At 44.1% G+C, this 17654-nt stretch carries 13 protein-coding genes; 6 read left to right on the plus strand and 7 right to left on the minus strand.

The annotated features are described in order from the left end of the window. Window positions 1-203 precede the first annotated feature (203 nt). Window positions 204-704: a glycine cleavage system protein R gene (locus DBZ36_RS13460; RefSeq protein ID WP_158589103.1), complete on the plus strand. Its 501-nt coding sequence runs from the start codon at window positions 204-206 to the stop codon at window positions 702-704. Window positions 705-733: 29 nt separating this feature from the next. Then, window positions 734-2830: a polyphosphate kinase 1 gene (gene ppk1 / locus DBZ36_RS13465; protein ID WP_120355476.1), complete on the plus strand. Its 2097-nt coding sequence runs from the start codon at window positions 734-736 to the stop codon at window positions 2828-2830. A gap of 67 nt (window positions 2831-2897) precedes the next feature. Here the strand turns inward: ppk1 and DBZ36_RS13470 are convergent, their stop codons facing one another. The 3 genes from DBZ36_RS13470 to DBZ36_RS13480 all read right to left on the minus strand — a co-directional run bounded on the left by DBZ36_RS13470 (window position 2898) and on the right by DBZ36_RS13480 (window position 5951). Beyond that, the gene (locus DBZ36_RS13470; RefSeq protein WP_120355477.1) at window positions 2898-3947 is read right to left on the minus strand and encodes a Gfo/Idh/MocA family protein; all 1050 of its coding nucleotides are present in this window, start codon (window positions 3945-3947) and stop codon (window positions 2898-2900) included. Next, entirely contained in the window at window positions 3947-4726 is a 780-nt protein-coding gene (locus tag DBZ36_RS13475; protein ID WP_120355478.1) for a ThuA domain-containing protein, read from the minus strand. The genes DBZ36_RS13470 and DBZ36_RS13475 overlap by 1 nt, the downstream gene beginning before the upstream one ends. Before the next feature lie 262 nt (window positions 4727-4988). Further along, window positions 4989-5951 (minus strand): LacI family DNA-binding transcriptional regulator, encoded by a 963-nt coding sequence (locus DBZ36_RS13480; protein WP_120355479.1) that lies wholly within the window; start codon window positions 5949-5951, stop codon window positions 4989-4991. Between the two features lie 337 nt (window positions 5952-6288). Between DBZ36_RS13480 and DBZ36_RS13485 the strand changes: the two genes are divergently transcribed. Genes DBZ36_RS13485 through DBZ36_RS13500 form a run of 4 tightly spaced genes read left to right on the plus strand, consistent with a single transcriptional unit; the run spans window position 6289 to window position 10493 of the window. After that, on the plus strand, window positions 6289-7566 hold the full coding sequence (locus DBZ36_RS13485) for an ABC transporter substrate-binding protein (protein WP_120355480.1): 1278 nt from the start codon (window positions 6289-6291) through the stop codon (window positions 7564-7566). A 53-nt stretch (window positions 7567-7619) separates the two neighbouring features. Beyond that, a complete protein-coding gene (locus DBZ36_RS13490) occupies window positions 7620-8600 on the plus strand; it encodes a carbohydrate ABC transporter permease (protein ID WP_120355481.1) in 981 nt (326 codons plus the stop codon). Further along, window positions 8597-9427 carry a carbohydrate ABC transporter permease gene (locus DBZ36_RS13495; protein WP_120355482.1) on the plus strand — a complete coding sequence of 277 codons (831 nt, stop codon included), beginning with the start codon at window positions 8597-8599 and terminating at the stop codon, window positions 9425-9427. Before DBZ36_RS13490 ends, DBZ36_RS13495 begins: the two co-directional genes overlap by 4 nt. A 13-nt stretch (window positions 9428-9440) precedes the next feature. Further along, on the plus strand, window positions 9441-10493 hold the full coding sequence (locus DBZ36_RS13500) for an ABC transporter ATP-binding protein (protein WP_120355483.1): 1053 nt from the start codon (window positions 9441-9443) through the stop codon (window positions 10491-10493). Between the two features lie 46 nt (window positions 10494-10539). On the opposite strand, the gene phoR is transcribed toward DBZ36_RS13500, so the two are convergent. The 4 genes from phoR to DBZ36_RS13520 all read right to left on the minus strand — a co-directional run bounded on the left by phoR (window position 10540) and on the right by DBZ36_RS13520 (window position 17603). Then, window positions 10540-11865: a phosphate regulon sensor histidine kinase PhoR gene (gene phoR, locus DBZ36_RS13505; protein WP_120355484.1), complete on the minus strand. Its 1326-nt coding sequence runs from the start codon at window positions 11863-11865 to the stop codon at window positions 10540-10542. Window positions 11866-11871: 6 nt separating this feature from the next. Further along, window positions 11872-12564 (minus strand): phosphate regulon transcriptional regulator PhoB, encoded by a 693-nt coding sequence (phoB, locus tag DBZ36_RS13510; protein ID WP_120355485.1) that lies wholly within the window; start codon window positions 12562-12564, stop codon window positions 11872-11874. A gap of 78 nt (window positions 12565-12642) precedes the next feature. Further along, window positions 12643-16365: an AAA family ATPase gene (locus DBZ36_RS13515; RefSeq protein ID WP_120355486.1), complete on the minus strand. Its 3723-nt coding sequence runs from the start codon at window positions 16363-16365 to the stop codon at window positions 12643-12645. Next, on the minus strand, window positions 16362-17603 hold the full coding sequence (locus tag DBZ36_RS13520; protein ID WP_120355487.1) for an exonuclease SbcCD subunit D: 1242 nt from the start codon (window positions 17601-17603) through the stop codon (window positions 16362-16364). Before DBZ36_RS13520 ends, DBZ36_RS13515 begins: the two co-directional genes overlap by 4 nt. Window positions 17604-17654: the final 51 nt, after the last annotated feature.

Here is a 17654-nt window from a genome sequence, read left to right on the forward strand (position 1 = left end):
ATAAAACAAAGCATTAAATATTCGAACTCAAATTGATCTCAGCACGAATTTTTAGCGGCAAAGCTTGGAAATTATCGGCAGATTGGCTTAATCTTAAAGTATGTCCATATTCGCTTGTCATAAAAATGTAACCATCAATAGGTAGCATGGTTGGGCTAATTTGAGCTTAACTTTGAATGCCTCAAACCCTTAAAGAGGTAGTAATGCAAAAGCATATTGTTTTAAGTGTCATCGCTAATGATCGCCCCGGTATAGTCGAAGATTTATCAAATTGCATTCAGGGTCACCACGGCAACTGGCTACAAAGCAGCCTAAGTGAACTTGCCGGTCAATTTGCTGGTATCGTTCAAGTTGATATTGATGCGGCTCATATTGACGAACTAAAACTCGCATTGAATCAAATAACTGATTTATCCATACATGTGGTTGAATCAATGAATGCAGCTGACGATAAAGCTCCTCGGATTAGCATTACTGTGACTGCAAATGACCGACCCGGTATTGTTCAAGAGCTAAGCCAGGTGGTTGCTAATATTGGTATTAGCCTAATCAAGCTTAAAACAGAGTGTAAGCCTGCGCCAAACTGGGGAGGAAACTTGTTCCAAGCCCATATACAAATAGCAGCCCCAAGCGACGAAAAGCTTTTCGAATTGCAAAGTGCACTGGAGAAACTTGCGGATGACCTGATCGTCGATTTCGCCTAACCATAGATTTATTATGACCGAGGATACGGATGAGCCCACAAGATTTCGAACCGGCGCCAAGCCTATACATCGATAAAGAACTAAGCTGGCTTTCGTTTAACGACAGAGTGTTACAAGAAGCTCGTGATCCGTCAGTTCCTATCATCGAGCGCATGCGTTTTTTGGGTATCTATTCCAATAATCAGGATGAGTTCTTCAAAGTCAGAGTTGCAGACCTTAAGCGTCGAGTATTGTTAAACGAGTTTGAGGGCGGAGATAATAGCTCGCAGCTATTACTCGATGAAATTCTCGCAAGAGTTCAGCGCTCTCAGCAAATTTTCGATGAGACCTACAATGAACTACTCATAACCCTCGCCCGTCGAAATATCTTTTTGGTCAATGATATTCAAATTTCAGAGAGTCATGGCCGTTGGATCCGTCGTTACTTTAAAAACCACGTTCTAGAGCACATTTCACCAATATTACTGACTAAAAGTACCGATTTGGTTCGTTTTCTAAAAGATGAATACACCTATCTTGCCATCGAACTGCAACAACAAGATGACACTCAACACCTTTTAGTTGAAATTCCAACCGACGCTGTACCCCGCTTTGTACAATTACCAGCTGATGGTAATAAGACCAAGAAATACATCGTGGTGCTAGACAATATTATTCGATATTGTCTAGATGACTTATTAAGACCATTCTTTAATTATGAAAGTGCAAGCGCATACTCGATGAAAATGACCCGAGACGCTGAGTACGACCTAAATGACGAAGTTGACCAAAGTCTGCTAGAAAAAATGTCCGAGGGTTTAAAACAAAGGCTGGTTGCTGAGCCTGTGCGCTTTGTCTATGACGAAGATATGCCTAAATCCTTGGTCAAAAAACTAAAAAAAATGCTGCACATTAGTAAACTAGACCACAGTAATGGCGGCGGTCGGTACCATAATTTTAAAGACTTTATTGGCTTTCCTAACGTCAGCTTTAAGTACTTAGAAAACCCCAAATTGGGCGCGTTAAATAGCCGTGTATTCGATAGCCACCCTACGGTATTCGACGCTATTACCCAACAAGACATTTTATTGTATTACCCTTATCACAAGTTCCGCTATGTTGCCGAATTTGTGCGCCAAGCCAGTTTTGACCCCAAAGTCAGTTCGATTCGAATCAATATCTACCGTGTGGCGAAAAATTCGCTACTCATCAACTCACTGATTGATGCATCTAATAACGGAAAGTTGGTCACTGTAGTGATTGAACTTCGCGCACGATTCGACGAAGAGTCGAATATGAGCTGGGCACAACAGCTCACTGACGCGGGCGTTAAAGTCGTGTTTGGAATGCCAAGTCTGAAGGTACATTCTAAGTTGCTGCTGATTACTCGTATAGAAGACGGCAGCAATGTTTACTACAGCCATATTGGAACCGGGAACTTTCACGAAAAAACAGCACGAATATACACCGATTTTTCACTATTTACTCGCGATCAAGAGTTAGGAACTGAAGTCAGTAATGTATTCAAATTTATAGAAATGCCCTACAAACGCTACAAATTTAAACATCTAATCGTGTCACCGATCGACACCCGTCGTCGCTTATTTAGTTTGATTGATTTCGAAATTAATCAGGCTAACCAAGGTAAAAGAGCTGAAATAACCATCAAAGTAAACAACCTTGTAGACCGAGAACTAATCAATCGATTTTATGCTGCAAGTAAAGCTGGCGTGAAAATTCGAATGATCATCCGCGGCATGTGTGCTTTGGTCCCTGGTCTCAAAGGTATTAGCGATAACATCAAGATTATCAGTATTGTTGATCGGTTTTTAGAACACCCGCGCGTCTTTATTTTCCACCATTCAGGTGAAGACCAAACCTTTATCGCAAGTTTTGATTGGATGGCTCGCAACATTGAAAGCCGGGTAGAAGTTGGAACACCTATTAATGACGATAAGCTTAAACAAGTTATCCGCGATATTTTAGAAATTCAATTCTCGGACACAACTAAAGCTCGGATCATCGATCAATCCCAAAGTAACCAGTATGTAAAACGAGGAAATCGCCGAAAGATCCGCTCCCAAGTTTGGATCCACGACTATCTAAAAGCATTCGAATCTAAAGATGCCACTCGAAGAGAGCCTTAGTTTTCTGATCCAGAACAATCTAATAAGCCACTTATGTTGAAGTGGCTTTTTTATGGCGATGTAGCGATTAAATCGAAAGCAAGGTTTGACTACGGCTACTGGCTTCACATTGATCGAGCGCTTTTTGCAATGCAGCTCCTCTAGCAAAATCAGCTTCATCATTCACGCCACTGCGGATACTTTCAACAAAACGTTGATAAATAGTAGGAGTTGGTTCGCAAATGATGCTTTCCCAAAGCCCTGGGTTCACATTCTCCCCGCTACATACCTTAAGCTCATTCCACTCTTCACCTGGCTTAAGACAAATTTCAATTGCCCCTTTATCACCAAATATACTTAGGTTAAGCGTGTTCAAATTACCCGTTGCCCAACGCGTGGCTTGAATAGCAGCTAATGCTCCGTTACCAAACTGGGCACTAATAATCGCCGAATCATTGGCGTCCAATGGATACTCCCCGATTTGATCGTTAGGCGCTTTGGCAAAGGTTTTAAGTTGACACGAAATCGCAGCAAAATCACCGACCGGAAAACTAGCTAAGTCTAAAATATGTACACCAACATCACCTAATACGCCTTTGCTGCCATGTTTAGTCGATAAGCGCCATAACCACTTCGATTCAGATTTCCAATCTCCCCAAGCATTGCTACTTAGCCAGCTTTGTAGATAACTAGCATTAACATGCTTAACTAGACCGATTTCTCCAGACTCAACCAAGGCCTTGGCCTTATGGATTGAGGGGGCATTTCGGTAGCTAAGATTTACCATATTAATGACACCAGCGTTGGTTGCGGCATCACACATTTGTTTTGCATCGGCATAGTTGGTTGCAAGCGGTTTTTCACACAGCACATGTTTTGAAGCGGCTAACACTTTTAGCGTAATCGATTTATGCAGAGCATCGGGGGTCACCACGGATACCGCGTCAATTTCAACCGTGCTTAGCATTTCATCTACATCGCAAAAATAATTTTCGATAGCAAAGCTTTGCGCAAAGTCTTTAGCCGATTTCGGCAAAATATCGCAAACCGCAACCACTTTTACGTCTTTTATTTCTTGGTAAGCTTTAACATGCGCAGTTGCCATGCCTCCTGCGCCAATAATGGCAACTTTTAACATTACTTGAACCCTCCTTCGCCCGGTTTATGTAAGCCTTCACCTTGACTAACGATCTTGTTAGGTGCTTTTTCAACTGGGATTTCAGGGCAATCATCAATCCAACTAGACCCTTCGGGCTGAGCCCATTTGACTGCATTTTTGAGTACGCGTTTGATGTTTGCATCGTAGTAGATTGGATAGGTTTCATGACCGGGTCTGAAATAAAATATTTTGCCATTACCGCGTCGATAAACTAGACCCGAGCGAAAGACTTCGCCACCAGCAAAATTGGAAATAAATATTACTTCATCCGGATTTGGAACCGCGAAGGGTTCGCCGTACATTTCGGTGTGTGGTAATTCAATGTACTTATCAATGCCCTGTACAATAGGATGACCAGGGTTTGTTACCCACAAGCGCTCCATTTCGCCGGCTTCACGCCAGGTCAATGAACAGGTGGTTCCCATTAAGCGTTTAAATATTTTGGCATAATGCCCAGAATGCAATACCAGCAAGCCCATGCCTTGCAGAACTCGTTCTTGTACCCTATCGACAATTTCGTCGGCAACTTCGCCATGAGCGCAATGTCCCCACCAAATAAGAACATCTGTTTGAGCCAAGCGCTCTGCAGTTAGGCCATGTTCGGGATCTTGAAGAACGCAACTACCTGCTTGTATTTCTGGGTCTTCATTAAGTCCAGCAGCAATACAGGCGTGCATGCCGTCTGGGTAGAGTTTTCCAACTATTTCATTCGTATGCTCATGGACATTTTCGCCCCAAACCGTGACACGTACAGGCATTTTTATCTCCTTTGGGTCTAACCCGTTGCAGTGTGCTGCGACAATTTGAGTAACACTGTCTAATCGCTGCAAACCAAAGCTATGGTTGCGGATTCAGACGCTCAAATAAAGCTCTACGCAGTAGTTATAATCGTTTTTTGTTCAAGCTTAACGGTGACAAAATGCCAACGTAAACCTTTACTTATAAATAGCGTAAACCTTTACTCAGTAAATTCAAGAGCTAAATTATCTAAGTTCCAACAAGTAGATCACATTTTAAGAATTAAGCGCTATCGCGGAACTTAAGCGACGTAGGAACACAAACACTGCGTGGATTGCGCCCTTCAATGCTGTCTTGAAGTAGTTCAACCACCGATTCTGCGATACGCGTTAAATCTTGATGGACGGTGGTTAAGTGGCTGGATATTTTAGGCAGGTCATCAAAGCCGGTAACCGCAATTTGCGTCGGCACATCAATACCTAAGTCTTTAAGTGCGGTTACCACACCCAAAGCGATTTCATCATTTGAACAAACAAAGGCATCATTGTCTAAACCCTGTTGTTTTGCCAAGGCCATAACATGACGATATGCATTCATGGTAGCACTCGACTCTCGATGTAGATGTTGCATTTGCGATTTAAGTCCAGCTTCAGCCATGGCTTGTTGATACCCCAGGGCACGTGCACTTGAATAGTTTGCATCGTTATCTTCACCTAAAAACACAAGCTTAGTTCGACCTTGTTCAATCAAGTACTGACTCAATTTACAAATTGCATCTTGGTTATCGATTGTCACCGAATACTCCGCATCAAGCTCAAGGCCAACAAAAGGAATATTTAGCTCGCGCAATCGTTGCGGACGATCATCGATAGTAGCACCGAGTAGAACAGCAGCGCAGGCTTGGCTAGGGATAGCATCAAGCTGGTCATATTTAAACAACACTGGCACCAAGCCCTTAGTATGTAAATGAAGCGTCATTGCCTGATAAAAGTGCACAAAATAAGGTCGCTCAGAAAACTCATGGGGTTCAGGCGGCATGCTTAACGCCACAACCGCTTTGTTACCAACAATCAGACGTCTGGCCATAGTATTGGGCTGATAATTTAGTTCTTCACTTAAATCGACAATCCGTTGTCTTAGTTTGTCACTGATACCAGGTTTTCCATTAAGGGCACGGCTGATTGACGCGATAGACACGCCTGCAGCTTTTGCAAGCTCATGAATTGTAACGATTTTATCAGTCATATATGCTTTACGCCTAAAAGTTAAAACCCTAAATATGCAGACTAGCTTACGGATAAACAATTGAAGTACCTAGCATTTAATCAAGCTGAATGCCGCTTGGCAAGTTATCCAGAGTCTCCTTTAGCCAAACTTTTTATCACCGAAACATCAAAAACAACGATTAACGCACATATTTACACATCCTAATTTGACCAACGTAAACGCTTACTATACGGTTGTTAACAAGAGTAAAGGTTTACGTTATACAAATGTAACACGATTACAAGCGGGTTAGCGGTTTTACTCCTAACAACAATGAAATCAGGTTTAAAACTAAAAATTACCAGGAGGGTAAACAATGACTAGCCGCTCAAAATTATCACTTGCCATGTTAATCGCCGCAGGGACCTTAAGCCTTAACAGTGGTATTGCCAACGCCGCCGAAGTAACCTTTGTATCCGGTAAAGGTGGCAAAGAACTTGAACTGTTCAAAGGTATGGTTAAAAGTTGGGAAGACGAAACCGGACATACAGCTAAAATTATCCCCATGCCTAAGTCTTCAACCGACCAATTCGGTCAATATCGTCTTTGGCTAGCCGCTGGAAACGCTGACGTTGATGTCTATCAAACCGATGTTATTTGGGCTCCACAACTTGCAGAGCAATTTATTGACCTAGCGCCCCATACTAAAGACATCGTTGGTGACCATTTTCCATCAATTATCGAATCACAAACGGTCGACGGTAAGTTGGTAGCTTTGCCTATCTATACCGATGCGCCCGCTTTGTATTACCGTAAAGACTTACTAGAAAAATATCAGCAAGATGTGCCTAGCACATGGGAGCAGATGACTGAAGTTGCTCAATCTATTCAAGACCAAGAACGAGCCGCTGGTAATAAGGATATTTGGGGCTTTGTTTGGCAAGGCAATGCCTACGAAGGTTTAACTTGTGACGCTCTTGAGTGGGTTAAATCCTTTGGCGGCGGACAAATCGTCGAAGCCAATGGCGATATTTCAATCAATAATCCAAAAGCCATCTCCGCTTTGAACTTAGCTAAGTCTTGGGTGGGTAGCATTTCTCCTGAAGGCGTATTGTCGTACCAAGAAGAAGACGCTCGTGGTGTTTGGCAAACCGGTAACGCTGTCTTCATGCGTAATTGGCCTTATGCGTATGCCCTAGGGAATAGCGATGACTCAGCGGTTAAAGATAAATTTGCTGTCGTGCCACTTCCAAGCGGTGGCGACCATGGCGTATCGGCTGCAACCCTAGGCGGTTGGAACGTAGCGGTATCGAAATACTCGAAGCACCCCGACGCTGCAATTTCATTTGCCCGCTTCCTCGCCTCAAAGGAAATTCAAAAGCTGCGTGCTCTAGAGTTTTCACGATTACCAACCTTGGTCTCACTGTATAGCGATAGTGATATCGAAAAACAGCAGCCAATTATTTCACAATGGGAAGACGTGTTTTTGCAAGCCGTTCCAAGACCATCTGCACCAACCCGCGTGAAATACAATGAAGTGTCATCTAAGTTTTTCTCTGCTGTTCATAACACCCTATCGGGTAACGGAAGTGCTGAAGAAAATCTAGAGTTACTGGAATACGAACTAAACGAGCTTAAAGGTTCGAGCTGGTAATCAATGCTGGGCAGCAACACTTGCTGCCCAATTCTCTAGACTAGGATGTCAAAATGGATACTTCGCTGAGTTTGTCCAAGCCAAACACCAAGCTAAAATCTGTGTCTAGCCTACGGCAACAAAAACTACGGGCAGCAATGTGGTTTTTAGCACCGATGGTAACGGTTTTGTTTTGCGTTGCAGGCTGGCCTTTGTTGCGCTCAATCTATTTCTCATTTACTGATACATCCCTCACCGACTTATACGGCGGTCAGTGGGTTGGATTTAAAAACTATTTAACGTGGACCACGCTTTCATCGGGCCGTACCATTTTTTCTGGAACTTTAGCTGATCCAACCTGGTGGAATGCGGTTTGGAATACCATTAAATTCTCTGTCGTGTCGGTCAGTATAGAAACCATTCTTGGTTTGATGGTTGCGTTAGTTCTTAATCAAGAGTTCAAAGGCCGCGGACTGGTGCGCGCTGCAATCTTAATCCCATGGGCTATTCCTACGATAGTGTCGGCAAAAATGTGGGGATGGATGCTAAATGACCAATTTGGCATTATTAATCATATGCTGATGGCGCTAGGGCTTATCGACAGCAACGTTGCTTGGACCTCCAACATCGACACCGCTATGTTTTCTGTGCTGGTTGTTGATGTTTGGAAAACCACTCCCTTTATGGCGCTGTTATGTCTTGCTGGGTTACAAATGATACCTCGAGATATCTACGAGGCAGCCAAAATTGATGGTATTCATCCGGTGCGGGTTTTCTTTCATGTAACCCTGCCCTTGGTACGCCCGGCCCTCATGGTTGCAGTCATTTTCAGAATGTTAGACGCGTTGCGAGTATTTGACCTTATATATATTTTGACGCCCAACTCCAAAGCCACCAAAACTATGTCAGTGGTATCGCGAGAAAACCTAATTGAGTTTGATAAATTTGCGTATGGTTCGGCACAATCAACACTGTTGTTTGCCATCATCGCTATTTTTGTTTGTCTTTACATCTGGCTTGGAAAACTAAACCTTAATGGAGACACGCAACGATGATCAAACGACAGCTTAATTCGGTAGCGTTCTACTTGTTAGTTATATCGATTGTGGTGGTTGCGGTATTCCCCTTCTATTACTCGGTTATCACAAGTTTTAAGACCGGTACCGATTTGTTCTCCGTGGACTACTTTCCAAAGCACTTTGATTTAAGAAACTATCGAGATGTGTTGAACAACGATAACTTCTTGCGCAGTATCTTAAACTCGGTGTTTATTGCATCAACTACGGTCGTTTGCGCCTTGTTCCTAGCGGTGACAGCGTCCTACGCCTTAGCGCGAGTGCGCTTTAAAGGTCGTGGATTATTACTAATGACTATTTTGGCTGTATCCATGTTCCCGCAAATTGCCGTGTTAGCTGGACTATTTGAAATGGTTCGTTTTCTGGGGATATATAACTCGCCTTGGGCAATGATCCTTTCATATACCATTTTTACACTCCCCTTCACGGTTTGGGTACTCACCACCTTTATGCGCGACTTGCCGGTTGAGATTGAAGAAGCCGCTATTGTTGATGGCGCCACGCCATGGGTCATCATTACGCAAGTATTTCTGCCTCTGTTATGGCCAGCGTTAGTCACAACCGGCTTACTTGCCTTTATTGGAGCATGGAACGAGTTTCTATTTGCACTGACGTTTACCGCATCCGAAACCATGCGAACCGTACCGGTTGCGATTGCGATGTTAAGCGGTGCTTCAGACCACGAAATCCCTTGGGGTACGATCATGGCCGCGTCTGTTGTGGTCACTGTTCCACTGATCATTCTAGTGCTTATCTTTCAACGAAAAATTGTCGCAGGCTTAACTGCCGGCGGTGTCAAAGGTTAATGGGGCAATAAAAATGGCGCAAATTCAACTAGCAAACATTTCAAAACACTTTGGAAAAACCGAGGTTATTCGTGAGGTAAATCTCAATATCAAAGCCGGCGAACTGATGGTCTTTGTTGGCCCATCAGGTAGTGGTAAATCAACCCTACTGCGCCTAATCTGTGGCCTTGAAGAAATCAGCAGCGGCGAACTTACCTTTGACGGTGAGTCTATGAATAACAAAGTTCCATCAGAGCGCGGTATATCAATGGTCTTTCAATCCTATGCCCTTTACCCACATATGGATGTGTACAAGAACATGGCTTTTGGCCTCAAATTGGCCAAATCAAGTCCCGAAGATATTCGGGAACGGGTCATGAACGCCGCTAAAATGCTTCAAATTGACCACTTACTCGATCGCTTGCCAAAACAACTTTCCGGCGGGCAGCGACAACGGGTTGCCATTGGTCGCGCAATCGTTCGAAACCCCCGTGTTTTTTTATTCGATGAGCCACTATCAAACTTGGATGCATCCTTGCGCGTCGCGACTCGACTTGAAATTGCCAAAATTCACCACGAGATGAAAAGCGCAACCATGATTTACGTCACCCACGACCAAGTGGAAGCGATGACCTTGGCCGACCGAATTTGCGTACTTAATAATGGCGAAGTCGAACAGGTGGGAACTCCCGAAGAGCTGTATCACAGTCCAAACTCGTTGTTTGTGGCAAAGTTTATCGGCTCTCCAGCGATGAATTTATTAGAAGGCGATTTTGCCAAAGATTACCAATGCCAAACCCTCGGGATCCGCCCTGAGCACCTGGTGATAGACCCCAACGAAGCAACTTGGCAAGGTGCGGTGATTCATACGGAAAACTTGGGATCGGATTTATATATCTACTTAGACATAGGCAGTGACTCGCCACTGCTGGTTCGCTTAAGTGACCAACAAAAAGTAAGCAAGGGCGAAATTGTGGGGGTTCGTCCAAAATGGGATCATTTACATCGTTTTGATCAACACGGAAAACCAATATCAGCACCAATTGGAGCTGAACCATCAACTGTTTTAGAAACTCAAAGCGCTTAAACTAAAACAGCCCAGTGAACTGGGCTGTTCTTTAACGGGTTTCAAACTAACGGATCGGTAAGTCGGTCGAGCTTTCTTTATATTCTGCAACGGGCTTTTTAAGCTCGAAACTAAAGCAACTGCCAAAGCCAACTGTGCTCTCAATTTCCAAGACTGAATTATGCTCAGCAAGTATGTGCTTCACAATACTTAAGCCAAGACCGGTTCCACCAGCATCACGGGTTCTGGCGTCATCAACGCGATAGAAACGCTCAGTCAACCGACCCAAGTGCACAGGTTCGATGCCGGGGCCGCTATCTCGGACCAAGAACTCTGATCCGGTATCGGTTTGACTCCACGAGATTAAAATCTCCCCAGGAGTCTCGCAATATTTAATCGCATTTGAACTCAAGTTAAGGATGGCGCTGAGTAATTGCTCTCGATTACCAAATACCTCAAGCCCTTCATCAACATCATAACTCAGTTTAAGTTCTCGCTCGCAAATCAGGCTGTCGCATTGATCACTGAGCAAACTCAATAATTCGGATACCGGTATCAATTCGTGGTTTGCAAATTGGCTACCCGATTCAATGCGAGCCAGAGTCAACAATTGGTTAACTAAGGACTCCATGCGTTTGCTCTGCTCCGTCAACGTGCGGTGCGCTCGAGGCCATATTGCCGGATTTACGCTGTTCGGTTCTAGCATTTCAAGATAACCGCGCATGACCGTTAAGGGAGTGCGAAGCTCATGCGACACGTTAGATACGAACTGGGTACGCATATTCTCTAAACGCCGCACTTCACTAACGTCACGAACGACAACCAAAAACTGTTGCTCGCTGTAGGGTTCAATTCGAAATTCTAGTGTTAGATTTGGATTAACTGGGCTGGGGATTTCTAGTGGCTTTGCATAGTTGCGGCGGTCGATATAGGTAACAAATTTTGGATCTCGAACCAAATTAACCAGGCGCTGTCCGGAGTCACTAGGCCATTTGAGTCCAAGGAGTTCACTTGCAAGTTGATTACACCACAAGATTGCACCATCAGACCGCAACACCACAAGCGCATCCGGCAGCGCTTGAGCTCCAAGTTTAAAGTACTTGAGCAGTTGCGCCAGCTCTCGCTCTCGCTGCAGCCGGCGCTTCATTAGATTATAGATGCCGTGAAAGACGAGTTCCCAAGAACCACTGCCTACAGGCGGGGTTAAGCGTTTGTCTTTATAAAGCCAGCGCATTAGCAGAGCTTGTTGACGATACAAATACAAAATATGCACAATGGATGCGGCAAACAGCACTTCCAACATGTACCCACTTATCAATCCAATGATGGCAAGCGGTATATACCAACGCAGTGCGCGTTGGATGATATTTAAAGCCGAAAATGCGACATTCATTAAGTTCTAATTCACCCGGGTAGAGAAACGGTATCCAGAACCTCGTACTGTTTGAATCAATTTATCGTGCTCAGCAAATGAAATCGCTTTACGCAATCGGCGAATATGAACATCAACCGTACGATCTTCAACATAGACGTTGGTTCCCCACACATTGTTGAGTAATTGTTCGCGACTGTAAACCCGTTCCGTATGGGTCATAAAGAAATGCAGCAATTTAAATTCGGTTGGCCCCATATCGACGGCTTTATCTTTAATACTCACCCTATGAGAAATAGGGTCTAAACGTAGCTCCATGACTTCAATCACTTCTTCAAGTGATGTTGGCGCGACACGTCGAATAACCGCTTTTACCCGCGCCATTAGCTCTTTGGGAGAAAAAGGCTTGGTTAAGTAGTCGTCAGCCCCAGCTTCTAAACCCAGAACTTTATCTTCTTCTTCGCCTTTGGCCGTGAGCATGATAATCGGTATTTGACGAGTTAAATCGTGGCGTCGCATGGTTTTAATAAATTGAATGCCACTCCCCCCAGGTATCATCCAGTCCAATAAAACCAGATCAGGGTAAGGTTCGACCATCGCATTTATAGAACTATCGTAATCGGCCGCCTCAATAGCAGTGTAGCCGTGTTGTTCTAAAACAAAGCACAACATTTCACGAATTGGTGCTTCGTCTTCAACAACCAAAATCCTTCTTGCCATTTTTCATTACTCTACAATGATTGAGATTGTGGCGATTATGCTGCACTTGCATGACATTAATATGACAAGCGACCCCAGCTACGCAATTTCTAATTTCAGCTCACTACGTCCTGCACCTAAGGGCTGCAAAATTACGCGAGCAGGGATCCGTTCAACCATTGCTTGCACGTGAGAAATAACGGTAACTTGGCGTCCACTAGCTTGCAAATTGTCCAAACATGCTAAGACCATATCTAAACTTTCAGGGTCAAGTGTACCAAAGCCTTCATCAATAAAAAGACTTCGAATCTCGATATTGTCGGCAGATACACTTGCTAAAGCCAAAGCCAAAGCTAAGGACACCAAAAAGGTTTCTCCCCCAGACAAACTTGAGATAGAACGCACCTCATCCCCCATGTCGCGGTCGATCACTTGCAATGCTAAAGCTGCATCAGGGACACGTTGCAATTGATATCGAGGGGCAAGCGAACGCAATTGCGCATTGGCTTCAAACAACAAGTTTTCAAGGGTCAGCTGTTGTGCAAATACTCGGAATTTTGCCCCGCTGGCACTGCCAATCAATACGTTGAGATTCTCGAGTAACTCGAGGCGCTGTATTTGCACCGATAGTTCTTTATGCAGTTCACCGCTTTGAGCTTGGCTACGTTGGTCTTGTTCGATTAAAGAGCGTTTTTGATAGGCTTGCTCTTGTAGCTCAAGACGTTGATGCTCAAGTGCTTCAATGCTTTCCAATTTAAGTTGCTGCAAATGCCCTTTTAGTTGACTGTCTGCATTTATCCACTGCTTATCGATTCGTTTGACTCGCTGACTTAGCTCATGACTTTGACTTGCATTAATTGCGAGTTGCTGTTGATGAGCTTGACTGTCGCTTTCCCATTGCCCTCGCAACTTAGGGTCTAAACTTAACAGTTGTTCAATTTGAGCATCGTCGAGTTCTAGGTTCTGGGCAACTTGTCGCCACTGTTCTTGAGCAAATTTGTAATCGAGTTTTCGCTGTTGTTGCTGTTGGCTAAGTTGCTCAATATTGGTTTGAGCCACCAGCATCTGTTTGGTTAAGCTTTGCATTTGTTGTTGACTAGTGTCCGCTGCCTGTCGAGATTTTTGTACATTGGCATTGGCCAGCTCTCGCCACTGTATGACCGTTAGGCCATCTAATAAACCCCGACGCTCTTGGCTTAAATGCTGATTTTGCAGCAACAAACTGGATAGTTGTTGTTGATAATGTTGTAATTCCTGACCCAATTTCTCCAGGTTTTGCTCTTCGAGGGCAATCTGTTTTTGAGAACTTATATAACGTTCATTGTGCTGCACTTGACGCTCAAACACTTGCTGATATTGATCAACTAAATTAACGATCTGCAAGGCGCAACGCCGCGGTCCATGCTGTGCTAGCCATTGCTCCCATGGCAAATCACCGAGAAGCAATACTAATTGCTGGTATTGATGTTGAATATTGGCTTGCGCCTCTAGGCTTTGCTTCTCAATTTGGGCCCGCTGATTACTGTGATTCTCAAATTGATGCTCATAATTCAGTCGTTGATGATTAAGCTTTTGTAAATGTTGCTGGCTTTCATTGTAGCGAGCTTGAAGCTGTTCTCGCTTAGCATGTTGTGCTTGGTAATCATCCAATTGTTGATTTAGGGATTGTAATAATGACGCGAGTTCAAGGGCACTTTGTTGTTGCTGGTGCTGATAGGTTAATAATTGATCAAGGCTTTGGGGCCATGAAAACCCTAGTGTTTGAGCTTGATGAACAAGACTAGCCAATTGTTGATCAAGTTCTTTAACTAGCGTTTCACTGTCTGATAACTGCTGATCTAACTGCTGAGCTTGCGCGTTTAATTTAGCCAACTCAAGTTCATTGCTACGAAGCTGTTGTTCTAGTTGTTGATGCCGTTGTTCAAGTTGATGAAAAATCGCGCTCACTTCTGGAGTATGCTCAACAAATGGGTGGTCTAAACTTCCGCACAGTGGGCACGACTCGCCATCAACTAATTCTTTGCGTAAGTCATCTAAACTAACAACAGCCCGTGCACTTTGAAATGCGCGTTTTGCTTCCTCGCTCTCAATCGTCAGCTTGGCAACTTGTTGACCCAAATATTGTTGTTGTTCTTGGGTTGTTTGCTGCTGTCCTTGAAGCTGCTTGTATCTATGTTGTGCATGCTCTAATTGTTCAGATAATGCTCTTGCTTGCTCTAAGTAGCGACATAATATGGCTTGTTGTTCAGATTGCGCATTTACTAACTGATACTTTGCCAACACATCCTCAGACTTTTCGTGGCTTACGTTTAACAATTGTTGCGCTAACTCTTGGTCTTGAGCTTGGATTTGTTGAATTTGATTTTGGATCTGCTCAACTTCATGTTTACTCTCCAACATTTGCTGCTGATGTTGCTCCTTTAAATCTATACGTTTTTTTTGCTGCTCTTGTTGGTCCAAATAAACTTGTAAATTACGTTCAATGGCTGAATTTTGATGTTGTAAACTGTGCAACTGTTGATGTTCGCTAAGCCACTGCTTGGCATCGTTTAGTTGTTCAAGCTCTGATTCACATTGCTGCAATGCACGGTGATGCGTATGCTTTACCACCACTATGTTGTCACTTAGCGCAACTTGTTGCTTTTCTAAGTCTTCGCAAGCGCTATGATTCGCATTCAATTCATGGTCTAAACGCAAAGCTCGTTCAATTTCGGGCTCGCGCAAGTGTTGCTGAGTTAGTAATTGCTCCAACTGCGTCTGGTTCAATTCTACCTGCGATTTAGCCAACAAATGTTGCTGTTCATGTTGATCAAGTATCTGTCCTTGCTCGCTTATTTGCAGTGCTAAGCTAGACAGTTCTTGCGCTAAACGACTCAAACTTTGGTGCAATGGGCGGTGCGGCTCTAGCATTCTCAATTGCTGTAAACTGTGACGAACTTTATCAATATCTTGCTGCGCAGCTTCAAGTTGAGCCTTTTGTTGCGCCAAACCATCTTTTTCAAGCGCATTGCTACGCTGTTGTTGTTCAATTTGTAACAAGGTTTGCTGATCGTTACTTGCCAATACAAACCGATCTAATGATTTTTGTAACTCAGCTAAATCACTTACCAGCTGCAGACGTTCTTCATCACTAAGATAAGAAATACGGCCCATTTGCTCTTGTAAAGAAGAGACTCGCTGCTGCTGCTCGCGCGCATTTTGGTAAACTTGCTGCGAAATATTACTGTACAGCTGTGTGCCTGTCATACGTTCTAGTAGGGCCGAACGTTGGTCTTCCGCCGCTTGCAAAAATGCTGCAAAGTCACCTTGTGCAAGCACCACCGCGCGACGAAACTGTTCGTAATCTAACCCCACTAAGGTATCTATTCGCTGCTGGAATTCGCGTTTATTTTCAGAAAATACTTGTTGGTCACTAACATCAATAAGTTCACGAGTACTGCCTTGCCAGCGCCCGTTCACATGACCTCTCGCGCGGCGAGCTTGCCAACGAACTAAATAACGCCGTTGATCATTGGAGAGCAATTCAACTTCTACCCATGCCTCACTTTTGCCGCGACTCACCAAGTGACGAACATCGTTGGCTTTTAGTTTTTGCTGTTCGTTTTCGCTACCTACTTCGACGCTACGTTGTGCGCTACTAAAACGAGGGACTTGTTCGTAAAGGGCAAGACACATCGCGTCAAGCAAACTCGATTTCCCCGAGCCAGTTTTACCACTAATCGCGATTAGTCCCTGCCGCTTGAGTAGGTCACCATCAAACTCTAAGGCAAATTTTTGCGCCAAACTCGCAATGTTTTCTCCGCGTATCGCAAGTATTTTCATAGGTCTGATTGCTCCACTTGCGTTAACACGTCTTGGAAGGCTGCCATTAATTTAGGGTCCAATTGATCCTGATATTGCTGTTGATAACAAAGTTCGAACACCTCTGTTGCACATAACTGGCTAAGTTTTTGCCCCGACTTTGCAAACTGGGTGTCTTGTTGCCCTTGGCTATATTCAATACTTATTTTTGCCAAACGCAGGTTTTTATCTTGAATCGCTTCGAGAACTCGCTCACGGATCTGAGCTTGGGGTTTATCTAGCTTTATGACGACCTCGAGATAAGGTTTTGCTTGCTCAACCCCAGTAAAAGGTTCCAAATCTCGCAATGCTTGTAACACGCTATCGAAATCGGAAGCGGTTTTAGGTACGCGCAGTAAGTCGCATACTCTAGGGACGTAGATCGGCTCAAGTTTTAGTTGGCGTTCTTCAAACTCAACGAGCTTTATTTGATGCTTGTAATTGCGTTCGGAAATCGACAAGGGGATAGGTGAGCCGGAATAAAAGATAGCCGTGTCACTTTTTATTTGTTGTGCTAAGTGTAAGTGTCCCAATGCGACGTAGTCACAACGTTCCGGAAATATCGTCGTCGGAAGTGCGTGCTGTCCACCAATCATGACGTGACGTTCAGATAGCTCAGATATTTGCCCACCGCTTACATGACCATGTCCCAAGGCAATTAAACAATGCTCAGGCTCAAGTCGTTTATCTACCGCTTCACCAAGTTCAGCATACAAACTTTGAATTGCGTTTTGCCAACGCTTCGAAGAGTCTTCGATGCGAGGATCAAGTTGCAAATCGCTGCTACGTAAAAAAGGAGCCGCGATACACCAACCTTGAATTTGTCCATCTCGCGTTTTAAGCGGTATCAGTAAGCGTTCATTATCAAGTTCGCCATTTTCATGGCGCACCACGCTGCCAACAAAATGCAGGTCGAAATGACTGATTAAGGATGACGGGGCATTAAGCTTACTAGGGGAGTCGTGATTTCCTGCGGTAACTATCACCTGTAAACCAGGATTTCTAGTTGCTGCTTTTGCTAAGAAACTATACAACTGCTCCCAGCTCGCAGCGCTAGGATTAGCTGTATCAAAGACGTCGCCACAGATAACAAGTACATCAACCAGTTGAGTATCAATTTGCAGCAACAACCAATCCAAAAATTGTTGATGCTCATAATGTCGCGCGTAACCGTGCAACTGATGACCCAAGTGCCAGTCAGCACTATGCAATATTTTCATGTAACGGTCTTTCTCCTAAAACTTAGTCCAAGCATCACAATATGAGCAAAC

This window comes from Alginatibacterium sediminis (genome assembly GCF_003610775.1).
Classification (GTDB): Bacteria; Pseudomonadota; Gammaproteobacteria; order Enterobacterales; family Celerinatantimonadaceae; genus Alginatibacterium; species Alginatibacterium sediminis.

Bases quoted from the DNA above. Each gene is read 5' to 3' on its own strand.
- DBZ36_RS13480 (WP_120355479.1), bottom strand. From the start codon at position 5,951: ATGACTGATAAAATCGTTACAATTCATGAGCTTGCAAAAGCTGCAGGC.
- ppk1 (WP_120355476.1), top strand. From the start codon at position 734: ATGAGCCCACAAGATTTCGAACCGGCGCCAAGCCTATACATCGATAAA.
- DBZ36_RS13485 (WP_120355480.1), top strand. From the start codon at position 6,289: ATGACTAGCCGCTCAAAATTATCACTTGCCATGTTAATCGCCGCAGGG.
- DBZ36_RS13460 (WP_158589103.1), top strand. From the start codon at position 204: ATGCAAAAGCATATTGTTTTAAGTGTCATCGCTAATGATCGCCCCGGT.
- phoR (WP_120355484.1), bottom strand. From the start codon at position 11,865: ATGAATGTCGCATTTTCGGCTTTAAATATCATCCAACGCGCACTGCGT.
- DBZ36_RS13470 (WP_120355477.1), bottom strand. From the start codon at position 3,947: ATGTTAAAAGTTGCCATTATTGGCGCAGGAGGCATGGCAACTGCGCAT.
- DBZ36_RS13515 (WP_120355486.1), bottom strand. From the start codon at position 16,365: ATGAAAATACTTGCGATACGCGGAGAAAACATTGCGAGTTTGGCGCAA.
- DBZ36_RS13490 (WP_120355481.1), top strand. From the start codon at position 7,620: ATGGATACTTCGCTGAGTTTGTCCAAGCCAAACACCAAGCTAAAATCT.
- DBZ36_RS13500 (WP_120355483.1), top strand. From the start codon at position 9,441: ATGGCGCAAATTCAACTAGCAAACATTTCAAAACACTTTGGAAAAACC.
- DBZ36_RS13475 (WP_120355478.1), bottom strand. From the start codon at position 4,726: ATGCCTGTACGTGTCACGGTTTGGGGCGAAAATGTCCATGAGCATACG.
- phoB (WP_120355485.1), bottom strand. From the start codon at position 12,564: ATGGCAAGAAGGATTTTGGTTGTTGAAGACGAAGCACCAATTCGTGAA.
- DBZ36_RS13495 (WP_120355482.1), top strand. From the start codon at position 8,597: ATGATCAAACGACAGCTTAATTCGGTAGCGTTCTACTTGTTAGTTATA.
- DBZ36_RS13520 (WP_120355487.1), bottom strand. From the start codon at position 17,603: ATGAAAATATTGCATAGTGCTGACTGGCACTTGGGTCATCAGTTGCAC.